Origin of the sequence: Alishewanella sp. d11, from assembly GCF_049390205.1 — a bacterium.
Taxonomy (GTDB): Bacteria; Pseudomonadota; Gammaproteobacteria; order Enterobacterales; family Alteromonadaceae; genus Alishewanella.
Map to the genome: position 1 here is coordinate 1,275,284 of NZ_CP186547.1, position 24,212 is coordinate 1,299,495.

At 47.9% G+C, this 24,212-nt stretch carries 20 protein-coding genes; 12 read left to right on the top strand and 8 right to left on the bottom strand.

From position 1 onward, the window contains the following. Positions 1–124 precede the first annotated feature (124 nt). The 7 genes from ACO1PK_RS05830 (at position 125) to ACO1PK_RS05860 (ending at position 9,324) form a co-directional block, all read left to right on the top strand. On the top strand, positions 125–3,790 hold the full coding sequence (locus ACO1PK_RS05830) for an ATP-binding protein (RefSeq protein ID WP_423187730.1): 3,666 nt from the start codon (positions 125–127) through the stop codon (positions 3,788–3,790). Next, positions 3,790–4,410 (top strand): condensin complex protein MksE, encoded by a 621-nt coding sequence (locus ACO1PK_RS05835; protein WP_423187731.1) that lies wholly within the window; start codon positions 3,790–3,792, stop codon positions 4,408–4,410. Before ACO1PK_RS05830 ends, ACO1PK_RS05835 begins: the two co-directional genes overlap by 1 nt. Beyond that, positions 4,410–5,654 (top strand): hypothetical protein, encoded by a 1,245-nt coding sequence (locus tag ACO1PK_RS05840; RefSeq protein WP_423187732.1) that lies wholly within the window; start codon positions 4,410–4,412, stop codon positions 5,652–5,654. The genes ACO1PK_RS05835 and ACO1PK_RS05840 overlap by 1 nt, the downstream gene beginning before the upstream one ends. Beyond that, positions 5,654–6,520, top strand: a complete 867-nt coding sequence (locus ACO1PK_RS05845; RefSeq protein WP_423187733.1) for a DUF7281 domain-containing protein — start codon at positions 5,654–5,656, stop codon at positions 6,518–6,520. Before ACO1PK_RS05840 ends, ACO1PK_RS05845 begins: the two co-directional genes overlap by 1 nt. Before the next feature lie 562 nt (positions 6,521–7,082). Further along, entirely contained in the window at positions 7,083–7,457 is a 375-nt protein-coding gene (locus ACO1PK_RS05850) for a type II toxin-antitoxin system RelE/ParE family toxin (protein WP_423187734.1), read from the top strand. Next, entirely contained in the window at positions 7,447–7,758 is a 312-nt protein-coding gene (locus ACO1PK_RS05855; RefSeq protein WP_423187735.1) for a helix-turn-helix domain-containing protein, read from the top strand. Before ACO1PK_RS05850 ends, ACO1PK_RS05855 begins: the two co-directional genes overlap by 11 nt. A gap of 672 nt (positions 7,759–8,430) precedes the next feature. Then, on the top strand, positions 8,431–9,324 hold the full coding sequence (locus tag ACO1PK_RS05860) for an alpha/beta hydrolase family protein (protein ID WP_423187736.1): 894 nt from the start codon (positions 8,431–8,433) through the stop codon (positions 9,322–9,324). Between the two features lie 311 nt (positions 9,325–9,635). Here the strand turns inward: ACO1PK_RS05860 and ACO1PK_RS05865 are convergent, their stop codons facing one another. The 5 genes from ACO1PK_RS05865 to ACO1PK_RS05885 all read right to left on the bottom strand — a co-directional run bounded on the left by ACO1PK_RS05865 (position 9,636) and on the right by ACO1PK_RS05885 (position 14,180). After that, complete coding sequence (locus ACO1PK_RS05865) at positions 9,636–10,412, bottom strand: alpha/beta fold hydrolase (RefSeq protein ID WP_423187737.1); 777 nt, start codon at positions 10,410–10,412, stop codon at positions 9,636–9,638. Then, positions 10,403–11,422 carry a M14 family zinc carboxypeptidase gene (locus ACO1PK_RS05870; protein ID WP_423187738.1) on the bottom strand — a complete coding sequence of 340 codons (1,020 nt, stop codon included), beginning with the start codon at positions 11,420–11,422 and terminating at the stop codon, positions 10,403–10,405. Before ACO1PK_RS05870 ends, ACO1PK_RS05865 begins: the two co-directional genes overlap by 10 nt. Before the next feature lie 148 nt (positions 11,423–11,570). Next, a complete protein-coding gene (locus ACO1PK_RS05875; protein WP_423187739.1) occupies positions 11,571–12,392 on the bottom strand; it encodes a substrate-binding periplasmic protein in 822 nt (273 codons plus the stop codon). A gap of 144 nt (positions 12,393–12,536) precedes the next feature. Further along, the gene (locus ACO1PK_RS05880; protein ID WP_423187740.1) at positions 12,537–13,352 is read right to left on the bottom strand and encodes a substrate-binding periplasmic protein; all 816 of its coding nucleotides are present in this window, start codon (positions 13,350–13,352) and stop codon (positions 12,537–12,539) included. Positions 13,353–13,373: 21 nt separating this feature from the next. Beyond that, the gene (locus tag ACO1PK_RS05885; protein WP_423187741.1) at positions 13,374–14,180 is read right to left on the bottom strand and encodes a GNAT family N-acetyltransferase; all 807 of its coding nucleotides are present in this window, start codon (positions 14,178–14,180) and stop codon (positions 13,374–13,376) included. 331 nt (positions 14,181–14,511) lie between these two features. On the opposite strand from ACO1PK_RS05885, the gene ACO1PK_RS05890 reads away from it, so the two are divergent. Both ACO1PK_RS05890 and ACO1PK_RS05895 read left to right on the top strand, forming a co-directional pair. Then, positions 14,512–15,135, top strand: a complete 624-nt coding sequence (locus tag ACO1PK_RS05890; protein ID WP_423187742.1) for a DUF2799 domain-containing protein — start codon at positions 14,512–14,514, stop codon at positions 15,133–15,135. 142 nt (positions 15,136–15,277) lie between these two features. Further along, positions 15,278–15,562: a c-type cytochrome gene (locus tag ACO1PK_RS05895; RefSeq protein ID WP_423187743.1), complete on the top strand. Its 285-nt coding sequence runs from the start codon at positions 15,278–15,280 to the stop codon at positions 15,560–15,562. Between the two features lie 9 nt (positions 15,563–15,571). Here the strand turns inward: ACO1PK_RS05895 and ACO1PK_RS05900 are convergent, their stop codons facing one another. Continuing rightward, complete coding sequence (locus tag ACO1PK_RS05900) at positions 15,572–18,793, bottom strand: SNF2-related protein (RefSeq protein WP_423187744.1); 3,222 nt, start codon at positions 18,791–18,793, stop codon at positions 15,572–15,574. A 230-nt stretch (positions 18,794–19,023) separates the two neighbouring features. Here ACO1PK_RS05900 and ACO1PK_RS05905 point away from each other — a divergent pair, with 230 nt between their 5' ends. Beyond that, a complete protein-coding gene (locus ACO1PK_RS05905; RefSeq protein WP_423187745.1) occupies positions 19,024–20,526 on the top strand; it encodes a YifB family Mg chelatase-like AAA ATPase in 1,503 nt (500 codons plus the stop codon). Between the two features lie 70 nt (positions 20,527–20,596). On the opposite strand, the gene pyrC is transcribed toward ACO1PK_RS05905, so the two are convergent. Then, positions 20,597–21,628: a dihydroorotase gene (gene pyrC, locus ACO1PK_RS05910; RefSeq protein ID WP_423187746.1), complete on the bottom strand. Its 1,032-nt coding sequence runs from the start codon at positions 21,626–21,628 to the stop codon at positions 20,597–20,599. 327 nt (positions 21,629–21,955) lie between these two features. On the opposite strand from pyrC, the gene ACO1PK_RS05915 reads away from it, so the two are divergent. Continuing rightward, the gene (locus ACO1PK_RS05915; protein WP_423187747.1) at positions 21,956–22,108 is read left to right on the top strand and encodes a hypothetical protein; all 153 of its coding nucleotides are present in this window, start codon (positions 21,956–21,958) and stop codon (positions 22,106–22,108) included. A gap of 13 nt (positions 22,109–22,121) precedes the next feature. Here ACO1PK_RS05915 and ACO1PK_RS05920 read toward each other — a convergent pair whose 3' ends face one another. Next, complete coding sequence (locus tag ACO1PK_RS05920) at positions 22,122–23,312, bottom strand: multidrug effflux MFS transporter (RefSeq protein WP_423187748.1); 1,191 nt, start codon at positions 23,310–23,312, stop codon at positions 22,122–22,124. Between the two features lie 166 nt (positions 23,313–23,478). On the opposite strand from ACO1PK_RS05920, the gene ACO1PK_RS05925 reads away from it, so the two are divergent. After that, a complete protein-coding gene (locus ACO1PK_RS05925; protein WP_423187749.1) occupies positions 23,479–24,159 on the top strand; it encodes a DUF3334 family protein in 681 nt (226 codons plus the stop codon). Positions 24,160–24,212 lie beyond the last annotated feature (53 nt).

The following is a 24,212-nucleotide window of genomic DNA, read 5'->3' on the forward strand; positions in this document are numbered from 1 at the left end:
TTCTACGACGCTGCCAGTTGCTGAGCCTGAATTTGCAACTGGCATTTTTAGTCATTCCATGGATAATAAGCCCAGAAAATCGAAGATAGCGGCGCTACCCTAAGCGCCGCCGACAGGATGCGCTATGTCTCAATTACTCCGTATTGTGCTGATACATACCCACCTACCGGGTGTGGTCGAACTACAGCTGGATCAGCATACCAATATTTGTGGTACCAATGCCTCGGGCAAAACCACCTTACAACGTTTAGTGCCTGTATTTTATGGCGAACAGCCCAACCGCGTCGTGCCGAAAACGCGTAAGAAATTCGATGAATTTTATCTGCCGTTTTCCAACAGCTACCTCATTTACGAATACCAGCGCGAAGGCGGTGACGTCTGTCAGGTCGTGCTGACGCGCAAGAGCGAAGGTGGCGTGGATTACCGCTTTGTGGCGGCGCCTTATCAAAGCGATTTTTACTTAACGCAAAGTAGTGAAGGCGTAAAAGCCCTAAGCTATAGCGATTGGGCTGCGGCAATGCGTGCCCGCCCCGATGTGCAAGTCTCTGCCAAAGTCAGTGCCACCAGCGAATACCGTAGTATTATTCAAAACGATGCCGCCGCATTACGTGGCAATAATGCCGATAGCGTCAAACTACGCCGCTTAGCCGCGACCTTTAGTTTAGTCAGCAGCGGCCATAAACTGCGGCATATTGAAAAGCTGGTCAGTGCCGTCCATGCCAAAGAAGGCAAAATGGACACCCTTAAAGCTATGCTGGCCGCCATTTTTGAAGAAGATGGCGTTACCTTGCCCACCACTAAAGTGAAAAACACCAAGGCGCGGGAGTGGATCCAGCAGATGCGCCAGTCGATGCGGCTGGATAAATTGCAGCAAGATTTTGAGCGTTTAAAGCAATTGGCCCTGCAATTAGATGGCGCCGAAGCGCAATTGGCCGCCTTACTACCCTTGCTGCAACAAGACGAACAGAGTCAAAAACTGAAAAAAGCCGATGCAGAACAACAGGTCAATACCTTGCGAGGTCAGTTACTGGCGTTAAAAGAGCAGTATAACGCCCAGCAATTAGAGCAAAATGGCAAACTCAGTAAAGCCGAAGCCGATTTACACGAAACCAGCGCGCGCTTAGATCAACTGCAGCAACGCTTTGACGACTATGACGCCAAAGATATGCCGAAACTGCAGCGCGATACCGATGCCTTACCACTGTGGCGTGAAACCTTGCAGGAAGTGTTGGAACAGTACCAACTGATGGTAGAGCAACATGGCGATTTAGAGCGCCAGCTAGAACAGCGCAAAGCCAAACTGGCCGAAGCCTTTAACCGCTTAAGCGAGCAACACCGCGCCAAAGCACGGCAATTACAGCAACAAAAAGACGCCACCCGCGAGCAGCAAGACGGCAAACTGGCGTTATTAGAGCAAGCCTTTCAAAGCCGCCTGCAGCAAGCGCAGCAGCAATTTTCAGAGCAACTGACGCAACTAAGCAGCGCTATTGCGGTATTGCAAAGTCAGCTCACCAGCTCGCCGCTAACAGAGGCCGAACATGACGAGCTGCGCGCGGCAGAGCTGCGTTTAGAGCAAGCGCAGCAACAAGCGCAGCAACAAGCGCGGCAGTTACAACAATTGCAGCAGCAGTATCAACAAGCGCGGCAAGCGCGCGAGCAAGCCGACCAACAGTTAGAGCAAAGCCGCAAAGCCTTACACAGTGCCGAACAACAGTTACAGCAATTACATCGCCAGCTTACGCCTGAGCAAGGCAGTCTACGGCACTATTTACGCCTGCACTACAATGGCTGGGAGCAAAAGCTGGGCAAGGTGCTAGACGAGCGCTTACTAGAGCGGCAGGATTTACATCCCCAGCTGTTAGATCTGACCAACAGTGTCTATGGGTTAACGCTAGAGCTTAGCGCCATTGATACACCGGACTATGCGCAAGATGAAGCGGCGATTCGCCATCGTATTCATGCTGCCGAGCAACAATTACAGCAAACAACCACCAACAAAGCCCAGGCAGAAAAGCTGTTAAAAGAACGTTTTGAACAAGCCGAGCTGATTCGGGCGCAGGTAGAACAAGCCGAGTGGCAGTTTACCCAGTCGGAGCAAAATATTGAGTATGCCCGCGATGCGCGTAACCGCTTACAGGCACAGCAACGCGAGCTAATTAAACAGCGCCAGAGCAGCGTGCGCAGTGAACTGAGCAGCCAGCAACAGCAGCTGGAAAAGCTTAAACAGCAGCAACAGCAAGATTTGCAGGCGTTAAAAGACGATCACAATAACCAGAAAATGGAGCTAAAAACCGACTGGCAGGCGGAGCTACAGGTTTTTGATGAGCAAATTGATGAGTTGGAGCGCCAGTTAGAACACAAACGCGAAGACAATAAAAACCAAATTAAAGAACTGCAGCAAGCCTTTAACGAAGAGCTGTCGGCCAAAGGCATTGATCCACGGCGTTTAACTGAGTTAAAACAGAAGCAAGATCAGTTAAAAACCGAGATTAAAGCCACCGAAAACCGCCAAGACGAACTGACGGCCTGGCAGAAGTTTATCTCGCTGGACTGGCAACAACTGCGACCACAATTGCTGGCACAGGAAACCGAACTGAAGCAACAGCAACGCAGCATTAAGCAGGCGCTGGAGCAATTAAAAACCGATTACAGCAACCAGCAGAAAAAACTGGAAGAGCAAAAACGTCAGCAGCAAGAGCTAATGACCCAAGCCGAACAATTGCTACTGCAATTAAAACCGGTGCTCGCCAAACTGCTCGAGTTACATCTGGCCAGCGTTACCCCTGCCACCTTGCAAAGCTCGGCCGATAGCATTGAACGGCTATCCCGTGCCAACGAAGCCTTAGAGCAGCGTAGTAAACTGGATAGCGCCCTCAAACTGGCGTTAGAGCAATTTGAAAGCGGGCTGAGTAAAGATGCCGGCCCCGAGTTTTTAGATCGGTTAGAGCACGAAAAACGCAAGCTGCCAGACTACGCCGGTAAACGCCAGCAACTGCCGATTTTGCAAAACCTGCTGGAGATCTTAAAAGGTCAACAGCAACAATTGCTGGAAATGGGCGAGAATATCGGCGGCGATCTGAAGAAATTCTTTACGGTCTTTAGCGATATTAACCGCCGTATTGCGCTGCAAAGCCGCCGTTTAAGTGAAGCGGTGGCCGACGACTTAGTGCTGGAAGGCATTAGCAAATCGGAAGTACGCATCTTATCCACTATCGATGAGCTGGGCTTTTGGCAGCCGCTTAAGCATTTCGCCAAGCTGTATGATGATTGGGGCGCTTCGGGTAAAGCCCTGCCCTCAGAGCAATACCTGAATGCGCTGGCCGATGTGGTCGAATTATTGCGCGCCGATGAGCAATACACTATTGAATCGCTGCTGCGCTTAGAGCTGCATTTAAGCGAAGGCGGCTCAGAGCTAGTGATTAAAAACGATCGCCAGTTGCTGGAATCGTCCAGCCACGGTATGGCTTACCTGATTTTATGTAAGTACTTACTGGCCTTTACCCGCTTACTGCGTGGCGACGCCAAGGTGACTATTCACTGGCCCATCGATGAAATTGGCACCCTCGCCTATCACAACGTGGAAAAGCTGTTTACGGCCTGTAGCAGCAATCAGATTGTGATTGTCGGTGCCTTCCCGAACCCAGAGTCAGATGTGTTAATGCTGTTCCAGCATCGCTATTTAATTGAGCCCAGCCAGCAAGATCCTACCAAGCGCCAGCTCAAACGCATTCAACCTAAAGTCAGTCGCTTAGCCGAGCGCTTAGCCCAGAAACAGCAGGAGGCAAGCTAATGTTACAACACGGACCTTTACTCGAGCGCCTGCTGGCCGGTGATTTTATTTGTAAGATCACCGACGAAGATGCCTACCGGCATTTAAGTTTGGAGCAAACCCAGCAGGATATTAACCATTATCTGCGGCCGCTGAATCGGCGGTTAGTCAGTAATGATGATCACAGCGTGTTCTTTTTGGGTTATCACGAACTGAATAAAGACGCCCGCGAGCAACTTAGTAGCCAGTTTGCCCTAACAGTACAATCCTTATTGCCCTTGCTGGAATGGTTGCAGCTGGTGCAGGAAACTATGGGCCGCGATAGCGCCTTAACCGCTGGCGATACCATTAAGCTGCAGGAATTTGTGCTACGCACCGAAGATAACCAAAGCTTGCGCCAGAGACTAAGTCAGTTGGCTAGCGATCGCTTTTTTAATAGCCAAAGTGAGCAGCTCGATAGCCAAGTAAAGCAAATTTTCCGCCGCTTAAAAGAGCACGGTTATTTGCTGCAACCCCATGCCGAGCGCCAGTACTACATCGTTACCGGTAAAGTTGATTATTTAATTGATCTGATTCGTTTTATTCGTGATGAAGAACATCTGCCGGTTGAGGATACCCCGACGCAGGAGACACTGCTCTAATGGCACCGTTAGATTCTGCCACTACCGCCTCTAACCTGTTTAGCATTGGTGCCGAACGCTTAGCGTTATTAGGTAAGCATCATAAGCAGCTGATGCAAGGCTATTTAGATGGCTTTATTGATGAAAGCGCCTTTAGCGAAGGGGCGTTAAAAAAACTGATTGCTGCCCGTATTTTATGGCGGCCAGACGAACAACAGCCTTTGGCGCTGCGCCCGTTAGTCAGCGAGCTGATTGCCAGTATGGTGGCCGATGAAAACCGCCGGCAGATTAATGCTGACGTGGCCGAAAAGCTGGAGCAAATTCGTAACCGGGTACAAGCCTATCGTGATGCCCAGTATAAAGGCGATTACAGCGTAGCCGAGCTACAGCTGCAACGCCTAACAGAGCATGTGCATGATTTAAGTGGCCAGTTTGAAGAGGCCATCGACAGCCTCTGGCACCGGCTGAATAGCGACTTTGGTTTTGTTAGCAGCCTTGATGATAAAATTCGGGAAAACGAACGGGCGCAAAAGCAATTACGCCGCTTGCTAGATGGCTTGGATTTACTCGACTTTACCGAGTTAATCGAGCTCTCTGAAGGTAATAACCATCTGCGTAAGTTGCTGGTAAGCCAGCTACAAAGCCAGCTCAGCTCGCACCATAGCAGCTTATTAGAAGTGCAAAAGCGGCTAGTGGAGCTGCTCGCCAAATTCCGCCAGCAACAATCGCGCTCCCTGTTAATTGCCAATATGGCGGCTTTTTTACGCCAGCACCCGAAATACCAACCGGCCGATTATCCGAATCGCAGTGAAGTACCCCAGCTATTTAATCAGGCTGCGGCAATAGTGCCACAGGCGGCGATAGCATTGGATAAAGCCAGTGATCGTCAGGTATTGGCTGAGTTAGTGCGGGCGTTACCGCGCCACCAACCTATTCAGCTGCCAGATACGCAAAGCGCCAGCTTTAGCGAGCTACTGCAGGACGAAGAAATTGCAGCACGCCAACAGGCCCTGAAAACCGATGTCGAGAACTTCTACCTGCGGGTGATTGATCAGGGCGGTAAACTCAGTGCGCTAAGCTATCTAGAGCAGCAAGCACTGACATGGGATAGCGAAATTTGGCTCTATCAGATTATCGCCGAATACCAAGCCCTGCCGGTTGATGAAAAAGCCATGTTTACCATGCTGCGCGAAGAAGCGCCCGCCAGTGATTTTAATAGCTTGCTGCTGATTCGTGATATTAGCATTAGTTTACAGGCAGCCTAATGCATTACCCGCCGCTGAGTGCACAGGCGCTACGCTACTTGCAGCAACTGCAACAGCGGCTAAACACCAATGGTAGCGAGCGGGTAAAAACCAGCGGTAAAGCGGTACAAGAGCTGCTGCGCTGGTGCCTAGAGCATGAGTTAGTGCCCGCTAACAGCCTGCAATTACCACAATTTCGTTTTAATCTGCCACTGCTACAAGCCATTGCCGCCACACAGCGGCAATTACAGCAGGCCTGTTTTCAAGATGCCACTCAGCAGCAAAGTCGCTTAGATAATGCTCTTAATAGTCAGCAAGAGCTAAAAAGCCTTGGCCCCAGCCCGCGCCAGCAAAGAGTATTAGTTAGACTGAATAATGCTTTGCCATGCCAAGGCCTACCCGCTATTCGCATTACCGATGTCGATTGGCAGCAGATTGCACTCAGCGCTTATGACGCCTTACTTATCGTGGAAAATCTGGATTGCTTTTATCAGCTGGAGCGCTTTCAGTTAGCACTGCCCTACTCGCAGCTGTTGATCATGTATCGCGGCGATACCCAATACAGCAGCGGTTGTGCCGGCTTGTGTCATGTCTGGCAGCAAACCGCTAAACCCAGCCTGTATTTTGGCGATGCTGATTTAGCCGGTTTCGCTATTGCCCATAGTTTAGGCTGCAATGCCATGCTGTTACCTGAGTTTAGCCAATTGCAACAAAGCGCCAGCCCAGCGATGCTGGAGGATAAGCAGCTAAAATATCAGCAAGGCTTATTAGCGCTGGCAGTCAATCCAGCCTTTGCACCCTATCAGCAGCTTATCTGCCATCAACTTCAAGGCCTGCGCCAGCAACAGATGCAAGGTATGCTATTGATACCTGTCGCGCTGACATAGATCGTTACGTGGTTACTGCATGACTATGTGAGAGGTTTAACACAGAGGGTTGAGCATTACGGTATCTTACTCCTTTACTTCTGCTCATATCACTAAGCGTGCATGCGACTTCATGGACAGCAATAACCGTGGTAGGTCCAATCAATTCAAAGATTTCGCCTTTGGCGAGATACTTTCTTTTGCCTTGCCAAAAGAAAGTATCCAAAGAAAAGGCAACCCGATTCCGCTCGAAAGCCCGCTGAAAAATATCGATTTGAGGCGAAAACGTAACTCGCGATTCGCTAGCGTCGAACCGCTCAAACACCCGTTTTCTTAAAACCTCAAATCGCCATTTTTCATCGGCTCACTCCAACGGGGGGAGGCGCAGTAGTTAGATTGAGCTTGGCATATACTGTTTTTCACTTAAAGCGAAGATCGGCCGTGTGCCAGAAGCAGAAACTCACTGAAATTTGATTACATTGGCGCTTTTCACTAAAAGTGGACTTTCTAGATAATCGCGACGAAAGCAAAGATGCAAACTATGCCACCAGGTGGTATAGTTATGTAATAATACGAGGACGTCATGCAAGTCTATAAATCAAAATGGTTCGGTAAATGGGCCGACAAAGAAGACTTAACCGACCAAGATTTATCTGCTGCAGTTAAGGAAATGGTAAACGGGCTGATTGACGCTGACTTAGGTGGGCATGTAATGAAAAAGCGTGTCGCGCTGCAAGGACAGGGAAAAAGTGGTGGAGCCCGGACCTTGCTGGCGTTTAAGTTAGATGACAAAGCTTTTTTTATGTATGGCTTTACGAAAAATCAGCAAGACAATATCAGCGCTAAAGAGCTAAAAGCGTTAAAGGCAATGGCTAAACAAGTGCTGGGTTACACGCCAGCGCAGTTAAAAGTGGTGTTAAATGCCGGTGAGTTTATCGAGGTAAGACATGATGAGTAACAGTATTTTAGAAGTGATGCATGAGACCGCAAAAGGTCTGACTGCGGCAGGCGTGATGGACGTGCAAACCATGCATGAATTCGATGCTTTATGCCTGCCTGAAGTTGAACACTATGATGCCGCGCGTATCAAAGCCATTCGGGAGCAGGCAAGAGTAAGCCAAGCAGTGTTTGCGGCTTATTTAAATACCAGCCCATCTACAGTTCGGGCCTGGGAGCAAGGTGCCAAAAGTCCGAAGGGTACGTCATTGAAGCTGCTGAATTTAGTGGCGCACAAAGGATTAGAGACACTGGCTTACTGAATAAATTCATGAGGATAAAACCAGATAGAAAAACACAGGGCAAGTTGGCATTCGATGCCTTTGGCAATACGTAGGGTTCATGCAAAATCGAGTGGAAGCTTGTAAGGTAAGGCAAAACAAAGATTCGTTTTTCTAGTGAGCTTCTGATCTGAACGACTGCTCCTCGCTCATAATCAAGATCGTCACAATGTGCCAAAAGCGGAAATTCACTGAAATTTGATTAAATCGGCGCTTTTCACTGAAAGCGGACGTTTACCGACAAACTGATCTGAGGGCTCTCGAAAATTTCGAGACCTCATCGCTTTTTCAAAATGTTTCAAAAAGGGCATTGCATGAATAAACAAATAACCAACCATAATGTTCTTTCCCCGATATTTTGTCCAACGTAAATTGAACTCAATATAGAACAAACTCTATGTAAAGGGCGTGATGCTCTAAATAGAGCTTTTTAGTTGAATTATCATCGCCATTTCATTTACCAGCGTTCACGCAATTACAGATTTAAGATGATTTATAGGCAAAGGCGTCAAAAAGTGGTAGAAAACTCCAATTAATGGTGAGCATAAATTTTCAGCATCTGCGAGCTTATTTAACTTATTGAAATTAATGAGTTTTAATTTGGCATTGACATTGCAGTGTCAGATTTGAATTTAACATCACTAAGGAAAAATAATGAGAAACCTCGCCTGTTTATTTCTGTTAGTCTTTTTTTTTTCAGGTTGTACAACAAACAGCGATAGTCGCATACAGAGTCTCCAAGAAACAAATCCTAATCCAAAAGACCTAACTGTCGTTAAGGAGATCGAGTTTGAGAGCGAAGGTGTTCAATTAGCAGGAAGCCTTTATATTCCTAAACATCCTAAAGCTGCAATCGTTTTAGTGCACGGCTCAGATCCTGTTCCACGCATGGCAAATTTAGCCGAATTATTGGCAAAGAATGATTTATTAGTGTTGACCTATGACAAACGCGGGGTTGGTAAGTCCGGCGGCGTTTACGCTGGACCTCAGGCAGGAACAAACAATATTAGTGTTGATAACTTAACTTTGTTGGCAAAAGACGCCAACGCAGCAGTAAACCTCATCAGCCAATATGGTAAGGAATTACCTATTGGTCTTGTTGGCGCGAGTCAAGCGGGCTGGATAATTCCGATTGCGGCACTTAAAAATCCATCAATTAAGTTTATGGTTCTATTTAGCAGTCCCACTATTACGACTTTGGAACAACTCAGATTTCAGTTCTATACCAATGGAAGAAAAGACTTTTGGGACAATCACATAGAAGATGACGTACGTGCCCACATACAAAATGCTCCCGATAGATATCAATTTGAGGCGACAGATCCGAAAGACTCATTGAGTGCTTTATCGATACCAGGGCTTTGGCTTTTTGGCGAACAGGATATACAGATTCCCGTCAAAATGTGTATGGAACAACTTAATGGACTCAAAGCCCAAGGTAAGCCGTTTGAATATACGCTATCCCCCGAATTGGGGCATGATACCTACAAACCAGAGCCCTTAGAAATAGCGATACAATGGATAAAGCGAAACGCAGCTCGCCACTAATCAGTAAAAGTTTGTTCACCCAAAAATAATGAAGTAGATGCTTTTGCTATAAAGCCGTGAGTGAAAGTGATTTGAGGCAAGCATAAGGACAGCGCTGGGTTCAAGAAAAATCGAATGTCCGCAAATAAGGCAAAGCAGAGATTCGTTTTTTACGTGAGCGTCTGATTTGGACGACTGCTTTTCGCTCATAGTGAAAATCGACACTATTTCAATAATTGATAAATGCTAGCGTGTACCGAGCTCTGTTAAGTGGGATGAGCGTATGCTCAGGATACTTTGCGATGCATCGAAACCAACGAGATTTAACCAGATTAAGCAACAAAGTCTGCAATTTGTGCCGCCAGCCAATGAGGATCGTCCAGTGCGATGTCATGACCAGCCCAAGGATGCTGCTGATGTGGCGCCTGTAAAAAGTTTGCTAAGGCAACGGAGCATTGTGGATTGACCAATTTGTCAGCTTTGCTGCTAAGCACCAGCGTTGGGCATGGCAGCGGCTGCAGTAACTTAAAACGGCTGGCAGCCAGTAGCTGACGTAGCGCATTTGCCATGGATACCGGCTGTTGCTGTTGCCAGCGCTGCCAGTTAGCGACGATAGCAGGGTTTTGGTAAGCGCGGGCACTGGTTAGTTGCAAAATACGTTGCTCACGACTGGCAGCCGATAACCAAAACAAGCTGGCAATTGCCGGATACTGCTGCCAGCGCAGCCGTTGATAAAAGGGTGCTAACGGACGGGCGCTTGAGTTAATTAAGGTAACGGAGGCGACTTCGTCAGGATATGCCAATGCCCAATCGATCGCCAGCATCCCCCCTAATGACAACGCCACCAGGTGCACCCGTGCGGACTTTTGTGCAGATTTATGCTGTTGCCATTGGCTACGCACAGATTGGCGCAGGCCGCTGATCGTGGTTGGTGAGCGCTGCTGATACAGCTCGCCGGCCCCGGCAAAATCAAAACATAACAACGGATTAGGCAGTTTCTCCGCGAGTATTGGCACAAATTCCCCCCAATGCCGCTGCTCACGGGTTAAACCACGTAGCAGAAGCAGTGGCGTGTGATCTGACAAAGATTGCTCGTTAGTTAATACCATAGCGAGATTGCCTCAGCCTTAAGTTGCTCGCGCTGTGGTACGGGTAACCACTGTTGATAAGACAACGTTGCATTAATTAAAAAGTTAATCAGGATCAGATGACTGCGTAATACCCGCTTTACCCTGTGTGGCTTAATCGGATGAAACATGCCTAAGCTCGATAATAACTGAAAGGGGTTTTTGCGTACCCAGTTCCACGAGCCCATTTCCAGCGTTAAGGGGAGCAGCAAGCTGTTTTCGCTTAATGCCATATCGTACAAATAATCCCATAAATCACCATGACATAAATAATGCTGGGATTGGGGTTCAAAGATATAGTTCTGATGCGGATAAGTATCCAACAGCAGCTGACGTAAGCGGTACATTTCTGCCAGATGCGCCATCGGCTGACGACGGCTTTTTGCATAAGGAAACCATAAGCGATCGGTGCGACCAAAACCGGAATGGCAATCCAGAACTAGCGAACAGGGGCGAGCCAACAACTCACGGCGGATAAAACTCACCAAGGCTTGGCTTTCTGCTTCCATGACACCAGGCTTACCCCGATACCAAGGCAACACTGTACCGAAACGATGCCCACCGACCAGCCAGGCAGCACCTTCAGTGCAATCTTGCGGGGCGTTTCGCATCAGATCAACATGGTTACCATTAGAACGCCAGCCATTCGCCATACCCGCGGGGTTTAACAGGGGAACAACATAAATACAGCAATGCGCAAGCGTATGCTGTAAACAACGATCCCAAGGCAGCCGCTGCAACAAGGTTTGTAGGTAAGCCAAAATCACCTGAGTGCCGATGCGTTCCAACCCATGCACGCCACCGATAAGTGCTATAGCCGGTAAAGTAGGTTGCGGATTGCCCAAACGCAGCGCATAAACCGGCAAGGGCCCGCAAGCATGCGGCACAGTACAGAGCACTTCAGTATGCAGCTCTGCTGGTGCCGTGGCGAGTATTTGCTGCAGTTGCGCCAACTCTGGTAACAGATCCTGCAATTGTGCCTGCTGAGCCATCCGACCTCGACATTGCAACACGTAAGTTAACACAGCATAGCGTAATCGACAGCCGCAATAATGGCAGTTTTATGAAGATTTATGGTCGCTCGTTATGCTATTTAGCAAAAATGGCGAAGACCTCGGCAAGCAGCGACTGCCAACAACACTAAGGCTCAGTAGGTTGGTATAAAGCGCCCGAATCAGCGGTAGTCAGGGTATCAAAATAACTATCATAACGACCGCTCGCTCTAAACTCTTGTAATCGCTGATTAAACAGCTTATTTAATGTTTCACTTTGCGGATTTGCTTTAGGGAACAACAAAAAACTTTCGGTAATTAAGATGGCTCTGGGATAGTGGCTAATTTGGTCCGATATCTCGGGTAAGTTCCGCATTAAGTGATAACCTACACTGACTTCTTCAACCATTGCATCAAGGCGACCTCGCGCCAAACGCTGGAAATTTTGTTCGGTACTGGCCACGCGGTCCAACTGAATCAGCCCTGTTTCGACAGCGCGATCAAACTCTGCACCATAGCTAAAGCCTTGCAAGCCACCGATCAGCAAACCTTGCAGATCAGTAAAACTTTGCCAAAATAACGGCTGACTTTTGCGAAAAAACAACACATGCTGCTCGCTGAGCACAGCCTCGCTATAAAGAAAGGTTATACGGCGATCTTCGGTCAATAACCACACGGCTGCTGCATCATATTTGCCACTTTTTGCATCATGCATAGCTCTCGCCCATGGCAGAAAGGTAAATCGCACTGCAATCCCAGCTTCGGCAAAAATATCTCGGATGATGCGCGCTACAACGCCTTGCTGTGGTAAGTCAGCTCCCAGAAAAGGCGGCCACTCACCTGCACTTACTTCAATATAGGTCGGTAACGTTAAGCTAGCGTCTGTGCTGGCTGGAACAGGAAAAGCCCCATAGGTTAACAAGACTAAAATTGCAATATACCGAACTGCACGGCTCCAGGAACTACTCACGCTTGTCGTTTTTTACAGTAGTAAAGTGCATCTTAAATAGACCCTCCTTAGGGTTACATTAAGTAAGAGGCCTGACGCTACAAAAAATGCGAGGAAAGTTTATAAAGTATGTTAAGTATTGCGGTTATAAGTCAGTAGTCAAGCTTAGTTGGATAAATAAAAGGTACCAATATCCGCAGTAGTTAAACTCTCAAAGTAGCTATCATAACGACCCGTTACTCTGAAATCTGCTAAGGTACGGTTAAATAGTTCATTGAGGGCTGCACTTTGTGGCTGTGCTTTGGGAAATAATAAAAAACTCTGATTGATTAACAACGGTTGCGGATGATGGGTAATTAGATCCGCAATATCAGGTAATCGCTGACGCAACATATGATAGCCGACACTAATTTCTTCGGCCACCACATCCACTCTACCCAGCGCTAACCGTCGAAAATTTTGCTCACCGCTACCCACACTGTCAAGACCTATGATGAAGTTTTTCACTGCGGTATCAAATTCTGGACCATAGCTGTAACCACTTACGCCACCAACCAACATCCCTTGTAAATCGGTTAATTCTTGCCAGTAAAAAGGTGAGCTTTTTAAATGAAAAAAGACAAATTTTTCATCCAGCACGGCTTGGCTATATAAGAAGTTTTTGGCACGATCGTCTTGAAACATCCAAATCGCCGTGGCCGCATATTTACCATTTAAGGTATCGTGCATCGCCCTATTCCAAGGTAGAAAGGTAAATTGCACGCTGATATTTTCCTGCGCAAAGATGTCGCGAATTAAACGTGCTATCACCCCTTGCTCTGGCAAATCTTCGCCCAAAAAAGGCGGCCATTCGCCCGTACTAATTTCGATTGACTGCGGCAGAGCAAGCTCAGGTTCTTCAGCTTGCAACAGCAGAGATTGCCCCCACAACAAGACGATTCCTAGCACCAACAGTACTTTGCCTAAGCCGGTTTTCAGCACGATAAATACGCCCTCATCAGATTAGATAGCCGGATAAAACCAAACCTGAGTAATTAACCCTTGCTTAACTTCATAAACCACAGCAACCTCAGAAGGCTCTGCCGTAATGCCACTCACCTGCTCATGTTCAATCACCTTATTCCCAACCACCATACGTGACAGCACTCTGGCTTGTAAAGCAGGCAAGTTAAAACGTTCTTGCGCATAAAACTGACTAAAAGCGACAAGCCCTTGTAATGCAGGGGTCGTCTCCGGCATCCGAAATACCTGCACCTCAGGATGATAACAACGCACAAAAGCGGCTAAGTCTTTGGCATTATAGGCCTGTAATTGTCGAGTAACCGGCTCAGTGACATCCTCTGCTGCGATAAGATCTTTGTGCATATAGGTGCTTAATGGATCTTCGGTGTAATCGGCAAAAGGGCCGCAATGCACAAATCCTGCACTTTCATATAGGCGACGCGCCGGTAGAAAAAAGTCCATCGAGCCGGTTTCTAAATATAGCTGCGTAATACCCAGCTTAGCAGCAGCCTGCTCAACATGCTGTAATAACGCACGCCCCACGCCTTTGCCTCTGGCAGTGGTAGCACTGCGCATCGATTTGATCTCACCCATAGTGGCATTATGTTGCTTTAAGGCAGCACAACCAAGCAACACATCATCCTGCCAAGCGGTCCAAAAATGTACATCAGCCGCTTTTAATTTGCTGACATCCAAAGCATGCACGCTCTCAGGTGGTGAAGTGGCGTACATATCCGCCAGATGCTCTTCTAGTAATGCGATAACGGCGGGAGATTCAAGCGGGTCACGAATAATTTGCAACGACATTCACCTGTTACTTAAGGTTAAACTTGCAGCAGCTAAGGTTTATTCGCACCGTTTTACTGCTGACCACAACAAAATACGACAACTGCCTTATTGTGTTGCCTCAAGCATACAGCATGAAACAAACAAAGCAAACTAGGCCTAGTTGCGCTAAATCATCTTGCTATGCTTTAAACACTTTCGTTAGAAAAGCCTCCAGTAAACAATGTAAGATTCTAATCTACTGGCTTGAATAGCCTTGATGCATTACATTAGCTTTCAAACAAAAGAGGCTAACCAAGCTGTGATTTATCTGTCGGTATATTGCCCCTCCTTATAATAAAAAGGGTTAACCATGCGAAACATTACTTATATCCTTGCTGCTAGCACATTGCTCACCCTGTTTGGCTGTGCAACCTTAGATCGGGCAGATTGCTTAAATGCTGACTGGCGTACCCTAGGCTTTGAAGATGGTGTCAAAGGCAGAAATCAAAGTCAGATTAGTCAATATCGACAGGATTGTGCCGAGCATGGCGTTACCCCAGATCTCAACGCCTATCGCCAAGGCCATACTGAGGGCGCAGCACAATTTTGTACGGCTCAAAATGGTTTCAGACAAGGCATGCAAAATAATACCTATCAAAATAGTTGTCCTGCAGATTTAGAAGCAGCCTTTATGTCAGGGTATCGTGATGGGCAGTTGGTTTATGAAGCGAGAAGCCGCGTAGATAATGCCCGCTCAGAGCAAAGAAAGCTTGGCCGTTACATAGATGAACACGAAAAAGACATTAAGCAACTCAATGAACAACTCGTTGCTGATGGCTTGAGTCGTGAGCAAAGAGTCAATGTCCGTGACAAACTCGCTGCACATAATGAAAACTTGGGCCAAGCAAAGTTACGCCATGCCGAATTAACTGCCGCTATTATTATTTTACAGCGTGATTTTGACCGTGTGCGAGCCAGTATGTCGCACTACTAGGGGTCATCAATTACCGTAACGATATCGAACAACACAGCGAGAACGCATAATGCAAAGAGTTTACTTAAGGCTGCTGCTAATAGGTCTAACAACGATACTGCTTGTGGGTTGTGACAGAGCGGACTCACCCAGTATTGGGCAGATGCAATATAGCCCAGAACAACAACAGTTGCTGCAACAAGGTAGCCAGCGCGCGCGCAGCTGCGCGGCATGTCATGGCCCACAGGGTATTTCTCGCCAAGCGCTCTATCCAAGCTTAGCTGGGCAGCCAGCCGAACAGTTGGCGCAGGCACTGCGCGAGTATCGCGATGGCACTCGCAAAAATGCGCTAATGAGCCCTCAAGCGCGCGGTTTAACTGAGGCGGATATTGAGCTGCTGGCCGCTTTTTACGCGTTATTACCTGCCCCCAAACCTAAACAGGAATAACGCTCGCCGTTATTCCATCGCAAACAGCGATAACAAGTCTTCAGCATTGCCTTGCCAGAGCTGGCCTTTGCCACTGCCCAGCATTTGATCCGCAAGGCCTTGTTTATGCTGCTGTAACTGCTGCACTTTTTCTTCTACCGTATTGCGAGCAATCAGTTTATACACAAATACCGCTTTGTCTTGGCCAATACGATGGGCACGGTCGGTTGCCTGATTTTCTGCTGCAGGGTTCCACCAAGGATCATAATGAATCACCGTATCTGCCGCGGTTAAATTTAAGCCTGTGCCACCGGCTTTAAGGCTGATAAGGAAGACCTCGGTTTCACCGTTTTGGAAAGCATCAATTTGCTGTTGCCGTTGCTTGGTTTGCCCGGTTAGTTTGCTATAGCTAATCCCCAGAAAATCTAATTCTTGCTCAATCAAATGCAACATACTGGTGAATTGACTAAAGAGTAACACTCTGCGCCCTTCTTCTATCATTTCAGGCAAGTTTTCTCGAAGCCAACTGAGCTTGGCGTTATGTCGCACACTTTGCGCTTGCTCTATGGGGACGAGCCGCGCATCGCAACAGGCTTGCCGCAACTTTAACAAGGCATCCAGAAATTCGATATGACTGGCTGCAACGCCCTTACGGATAAACAACTCACGTACCTTCGTTTCCATAATCAAGCGGATACTTTCGTATAAATTGCGCTGATCGGCTTCTAATTCTAGTAATTGTACTATTTCAGTTTTATCCGGTAACTCTGCTGCCACTTGGCGCTTAGTGCGGCGTAGCATAAAAGGCGCGATTTTTTGTTTTAAATGATTCGCCCGCTCCAAATCGCCGTGTTTCTCAATAGGTTTACGGTAAACCTGGGTAAAATGCGCTTCGGTTCCAAGGAGTCCGGGTAACACAAAATCAAATAAGGATTTTAGCTCGCCTAAATGATTTTCCAGCGGCGTACCTGATAAGGCCAAGCTAAACTCGCGCTTTAACGCCCGCACGCTTTGCGCGGCTTGGCTACCGGCATTTTTAATATGCTGCGCTTCGTCCAACACCACTAAACTAAAAGGGCGCTGCCGATATAATGGTAAATCTCGAACCAGCAACGGATAACTGGTGACAATCACATCATAATCAGCCAGCTGTTCAAATAAGGGGCGGCGTTTCGCACCATACACTTGCAGTACGGCTAAGTCCGGCGTAAAACGCGCCGCTTCATTTTGCCAGTTACCTAGCAACGAGGTTGGACAGACAATTAACGCCGGTTGCGTTAAACGTCCTTGCTGTTTTTCATGCAAAATAAAACCCAGCGTTTGTAAGGTTTTCCCCAATCCCATATCGTCGGCTAAGATCCCGCCTAAGCCAAAGCTGCGTAAAAATACCAACCAATTTAAGCCTTGCTGCTGATAACTGCGCAGCACGGCATTCAACCCCTCAGGTAAGGCGACATCGGTAATGCCCTGAAAGTTATGTAATTGCTCACTTAACCGTGATAGGCGATTGGCATTTAAATACTGGATCTCTGCCGCACCCGGTGGTGGCAAAATAGCGGCTTTGTAATCTGGCAATTCCAGCGTAAGGGGTGATTTTTGCAGGTTTAGCAGCTCAACAATGGTATCAATTAACGGCTGAATCAATTCCATCGGCAAGGCTAAGTTACCCTGCGGCAAACTTAACCAGATGGTTTGGCCAGCACTAGGCAAGCCATATTGCCTTAGCCATTGGCTAATCAACGGCAGTAATGGCACTTGCTGACCATTAATATCCACCTGAATGCCAAGTTCAAAGCCACTTTGTTTGCCATCTTGCACCTGCAAGTAAGGGGTCGCCTCTAAAATTTGCAAATTAAAATCACTGGCTTGTTCAATCTGCCAGCCTTGCTGGCGTAAATCGTCTAAGGCATCCAGCAGCGGCTGCCATAATTCTGGATTATCCGGGCCATCACCAATGCTGTAAGCACTTAAATTATGTGCCGGTGCGGGCAAAGCACACGCTACCAGCCCCAACGCAATTAATTGCTCAAGCGCCGCCGTTTCGGTAGCGCGTTGCCGTTTAATAAACAGGCTTTGTTCCGGCAAAATCACTTCCGTTTGTGCTTCGCTCAAATTTAACGGCAAACGCTGACCAGCGTAATCAAAATACAGCAGCGCGGTGGGGCGTGCTGGCATATTGGCTTGCTGCACCCGCATTTGCAGTGCTAACACTGGAGTCGGCTTTACCGCAACTTGCTGCACGGCAATCCCTGCTGGCACCGGCAAACTGACTTGCTTAAATAGCTGCTGTAATCGACCAAAACGCATTGCCAACTGACTTGCAGGAATAGGCGGCATTTTTGCCAGCAGTTTCAACTCTCGACCACTGAGCGGCGTATCAACCAAGCCAAGCTCATAGTGGTCGGTATTAATAAAACAAGGCGGCTCGGTAAACACCAAACAATTGGCTTCATCTTCCGCAATTTGCCAACCCAGTCGCTGATTTTGCTCTTGCTGTTGCCATTGCAATGTTAACGGTCGACGCGCTTGCCAGCTGACGTCATAACGTGCTTCACCAAAGAAACAGCGGCCGGTAGCCAAAAGCTCCTGCAGTAATTCGTAACCCCAACGCGCTTCGAGCACATGTTGCTCATGGCTATTATGCGAGCGAAAAACGGTGAGCAATCGATAATCTTCTTCATCCAACCAAGAAGGCGGTTGCGGGCTAATCAGATCATATTTACCTAACGGCTGTCCTTTGCTGTAGCCACCCTTTTTCAAGCGTTTAACGCGTCTGGGATAAAGCTGTAAACCCGCTTGGCCGTAGCTTAGCAAATACAGCACTGTATCTTCCGATTCAGTGGTTTCAGGTTGTTGCTGTTGTTGCTCGACTTCGGCAAACCAATTGTCTAACTGCAGCAAAGGCAGCTGACGTAGTCGCTGTTGTTGTTGTGCATAATCCCGTTTTAGCTTAAGTAATACCGCCAGCACATGCTTACAACGTCCGCCAACCGGGCAACTGCAGCTGTCTTGTAACTGCCACTTGCCATCAAACTGGTTTAGCGACAACTTCTGGCGGTAAGGTGCAAAACCGGCTCCCCACACCTGAGCACTGATCTGACTAAGATCATCGTTATACTCCAGCTTTAACACTTTGCCTGCTTGTAAATAGGCACGAGCACGGTGCACAGTAGCCGGATCAAACCACTGCAGCAGGTTTGCTTCACTTAGCGGGAATAAGGTGGAACGCTCAACGTCGGTGTGCTCTGTCAACTTACTAGGCTCTCTTTACTTTGCATTACAATCAGCTTGCTATTAGCAATACCACAGCACGCTACAGCCAAACGGCTATGCTACCGCAAAGCGCCGGCAGACCAAAGCCTTGTGCCGTTAAAATACGCGATTTTCAACTGTTCGGAGCAGCTTGCATTTAATAGTCACAAAACTTGCAATTAATTAACAATAAAATAAACTTATTGCATCCATCATTGCAGGGAATTGCTATGTCGCTTGCCATTATTTATAGTCGCGCTCGCTTCGCACTGGCGGCACCTTTGGTGACAGTTGAGGTGCATCTGAGTAATGGCCTGCCGGCTTTTCAGCTGGTGGGTTTACCGGAAACCTCGGTGAAAGAAGCCAAAGATCGGGTACGTAGTGCTTTGCTCAATAGCGGTTTTACCTTTCCAGATAAACGCATAACCATCAACCTCGCCCCTGCCGACTTACCGAAAGAAGGCGGTCGCTTTGATCTCGCCATTGCTATCGGCATTATAGTTGCCTCTGGGCAACTGCCAGAACACTGTAGCGAACACTATGAATTTTGCGGCGAACTGGCGCTATCTGGCGAAATCAGGCCGATCTTAGGAGAGATCCCTCTGGCCATTGCTTGCCGCGATGCCGGACGCGCCGCCATTTTACCGATGCCAAATGCGCAACAAGCCTGTTTAATCCCTGATGCGCGAGTGCATGGCGCAACGCATTTACTGCAAGTACACAGTTTTTTGCTGGCGCAACAAGCCTTACCCGCTATTCCTCCCCTGCCTGCCCAACCTAGCTTACCGCAGGCCGATTTAGCCGATGTAAAAGGCCAGCAGCAAGCGAAAAGGGTGTTAGAAATTGCCGCCGCTGGAGAGCATAATATGCTGATGTTTGGCCCCGCAGGCACCGGTAAATCGATGTTAGCGCAGCGTTTGGCCGGTATTTTACCGCCATTATCTGAACAAGAAGCCTTAGCGACTGCCGCACTATACTCGATTGCTGGCCAGCCTCGTGATCAGCAAAATTGGCGACAACGTCCTTATCGGGCACCGCATCATACGGCATCTGCAGTGGCGCTGGTTGGAGGTGGCTCAGTACCCCGCCCCGGTGAGATTTCTTTGGCGCATCACGGTGTGTTGTTTTTAGATGAACTAACCGAATTCCCGCGGAAGGTGTTAGATGTATTACGTGAACCACTAGAAACTTCGTATATTCACGTGTCTCGCGCGGCACGCCAAGCTGAATTTCCAGCGCAGTTTCAGTTAGTTGCCGCATTAAACCCCAGCCCCACAGGTCATCATGAAGATGGCCGCGCCAGCCATGAACAAATTTTGCGTTACCTGAATCGGCTGTCAGGGCCTTTTTTAGAGCGTATAGAGTTACAAATTGAAGTGCCTTTGCTGCCCGCTGGCACCCTCAGCAGTCAAACGACAGAGGAAAGCAGTGAGCAAGTCAGACAGCGCGTTATCGCAGCCCGTGAACGGCAATTAGTGCGGCAGGGTAAAGCCAATGCTCGCCTAAGTGGGCGCGAACTGACTCAACATTGCCAACTTACCAGCAGCGATAGCCAATTTTTAGAGGATACTCTGCAACGGCTGAAGCTTTCGGCCCGCACCTTTCATAAGCTACTGAAAGTGGCGCGCACTATTGCCGATTTACAGCAAAGCGAGCAGATTAGCCGCGCGCATCTGTTAGAGGCTATCAGTTATCGAGCTTTAGAACGGCTGATTCACTATTTAAAACAGTGAGGCTTAGGGACTTGTTAAAACGTGGGGACTTAGTATGCCGCCTAGGTCGGCGGCATACTAAGCAGTAAGCTTAAACTAAGCGCCAGCTTAGGGTTTGACCGGCAAAAAACGGTACTATTGGCTCACCGTTGGGTAAAGTGATTTCGCCTGGCACCTGCCAGCTATCTTTTACCAAGGTAATGGTGCCGCTGTTACGAGGTAAACCATAGAAATCAGCGCCATAGTGGCTTGCAAAGCCTTCTAGCTTTTCTAGGCAGCCTAATTCATCAAACACTTGCGCATACAATTCAATGGCACTGTGCGCGCTATAACAGCCGGCACAGCCACAGGCCGATTCTTTACGGTGTCTTTCATGCGGCGCAGAATCGGTGCCTAAGAAAAACTTACTCGATCCACTGGCCACCGCTGCGCGCAAGGCTTCCTGATGGGTACGGCGCTTAAGTACAGGTAGGCAGTAGTTATGCGGACGTACGCCACCGACCAATAAATCATTTCGGTTTAACAATAAATGTTGCGGGGTAATAGTAGCCGCCACATTACTGGATGCCGAGGCCACAAAACTGGCCGCATCAGCCGTGGTAATGTGCTCAAAAACCACTTTTAATTGCGGCAAACGCGCGACGATATGCTGTAAATAGCGGTCAATAAATACCTTTTCCCGATCAAAAATATCGATGTCATGATCAGTTACTTCCCCATGGATCAGTAACAACATACCGGCTTCTGCCATGGCTTCAAACACCGGATACAGCGCATCTAAAGTGGCCACGCCCGAGCTAGAATTGGTTGTTGCGCCAGCAGGATATAATTTTGCTGCCACCACGCCGACCGCTTTTGCGGCTAAAATATCGGCTTTGGTGGTTTTATCGGTGAGATACAAGGTTACCAATGGATAAAACTCACTGCCTGCAGGGCGCGCCGCTAAAATACGCTCACGATAAGCCACCGCTTGCTCAGCCGTTGTGACCGGCGGCACTAAGTTTGGCATGACAATAGCACGACGAAACACTCTTGCCGTGGCTGGCACGGTTTCTAACAGCATATCGCCATCACGAAAATGCAGATGCCAATCATCAGGGGTTTGCAGGGTTAAGCTGGTCATATCAGGCTCCGAGATCAAAAAACGATAAGCTAAAGACGTTTTACGCATATGCTCAATGGATTGCAAGATGCAACTAGGTGGCAAGGTCATGAATTCGCAAGCACTGAGTATTACTAAGTGCGCGGGGTTCACAAACGCAGACAACACCGGTGCATTTTGCAACACGAGGAGTATAGCGAAGCTGCAGTAAAGTCCCGCTATGATAACAGGGAAGCCGTCTGTTAGAAATTGGCCAAGCCGTTTTTTAACGGAGTATTGGCTGTTGTCACTGCGGCGGCTTTGCTAGACTATAGCCGTTTTACTTTTCTCAACCCACGGAGCCAGACCATGTCAGATTTTGACCTAGATTTAGACCACCTCGACTTTGCCGCTGCTGAAAATTCTGTAGCGGAGCAACAAGCAGCCGTTGAGCAAGCCGCCATCGCGCCACAATTTGGTGACGATGACGACGAGTGCAGCGGTGGCGCCTGTAAAATCTAAGTACTAATGAAATCTAAGTAGCCGAATGCGCAGCGCTACTATAGCGCTGGCTAAGCTGCGACATTAAGATCAACAGCGTTCCCGCTAGCATTAGCAATGAAAACGGCAAGGCGGTACCGGTATAAAACAGCCCGAGCAAGGGCCCTGCCAAAGCGCCAATACCAAAGCGTAAGGTGCCAATCACCGCGGTCGCGGTGCCGGTATGTTCAGGAAAACGCATTAAAATCATTGCGTCGGCATTGGTGGCGACTAAGCCTAAGCTGGCCATCAATGGTGCTATGCTACAGACGGTATACCATAAGCCCAGCTCCATATAGTTAAACAGACTAAGTAGACTGGCTGAACTCAGTGCTAACAGCAAGCCTATATTGAGCATGCGCTGCGGCCCAAGCCGAGTCACTAAACGGCTGTTAATAAAATTGGCCAGCATTAATGACGATACATTTAACGCAAACAGCAGTGCAAACAGCTGCTCGCTCACCGCAAAATAACTGATATAAACAAAAGACACTGCGGTTAAAAACGTAAAAAAACTAAAAGACGCAAACATCGAGGTGGCAATTGCTGGCCAAGCGGCTTTATTCGCAAATACCTTACGATAGCCATGAAAAAAGGCAGGAGTTTTGGCATGCTCAGCCCGTGGGATCTCCGGCAGATAACGCCAACCGAGTAGCAGCATCACAAAGGCATAAACTGCTAACACATCAAAAATAATCTGCCAATGCGTCACGTACATCACCAAGCTACCCAAGGCCGGCGCAATCAGCGGCGCTAACATCATAATCATCGAGACATAGGACATCCCCTTGGCAGTATGTTGCTGATACAAATGCCTCACAATACCAGGAATAACCACGGTTGCCGCCGCACCTAAAAAGGCTTGCGCAGCGCGCCAGACTAAAAACCATTCTATACTGCTAACTAAGCTCAACATAATACTGCTGAGCATAAAGCCGCTAAGCCCCAGCAAAGCTAAGGGCCGACGCCCGAACATATCCGCTAAAGGGCCAAAGAGCAGCATACCAAAGGCATAAGCGGCTAAATAAATACTGAGCGATTGCTGCACCAGCGCGGTAGTAGTGTTGAGATCTGTGACCATCACCTGCATCGCCGGCAAATACATATCAATGGCCAAAGGCGTAATAGCAATTACGGCAGCCAACAGCATGATCATCCTGAAGGATGGCGAACTAGTTGAGGTCATGCAGTGGTCTCCGAGGTGGATAAAATGCAGAAAAATAGGAACAAATGTAGTATACCATAAACTAATTAAGAATTTTCCCGCGCGAAGATGGTAAAAAAGCCTGAACTGCGGTAAAAACATGTCAGAATAAAATGTATTACAACTTGCTGCTCTAGCGGACCCTATTATGAAAAAAACGATTACTGTAACGACTGACGATATCTTATTAACTCTTTGCCGCTCTGTTGAGAAAGTATTAGCCGCTGCGGGCAACCCTGGCGTAAACAATTCTAAAATGGTACAAAAAATCCAAAAAACTTGCTTACGACCAGATTTAGGCTGTTTTGTGTTATTTGATGGCGGTTTTTCTGGCTTAGTGATTATTAACTTTACCGCCCCTGCTGCCATGGAGATTTACCGCCGCTATTTACTGAGTATGGGCATGCCAGAGTCTGAATTAGCATCCTTTCATACTTCTGATGAAGTGGGTAATGTGATGGGGGAGTTGATGAATCAGATCGTCGGAGACTTTACCGGTCAGGTTCGCTTGCAATTACAGACCTCGATTAATCAAAGCCAACCAAAAATGATGGCGATTAATAAGCAGGTACAAATTTTAATTAATACCCAGTTAGACCAACCCCAAGCCAGACGCGTAACCTTTAATACACCAGACCATAATATTTTTTATATGGAACTGGCGATGGATAAAACCGAGTTTATTAAGCTGCAAGATTTTGATGTGCCTGAGCAAGACAATCCAGATGATATTTTGGCTGAAGCCAAACACCAGCAAGCGCAACAAGATAGCGCAGCTGACGCTGTTGATATGGTTGACGATGACTTTTTAAATAATCTTGGGCTATAAGCAGTAAGACACTAACAGTGCGGCCGGTTTGGCTGGCTGAGACAAAGCAATTG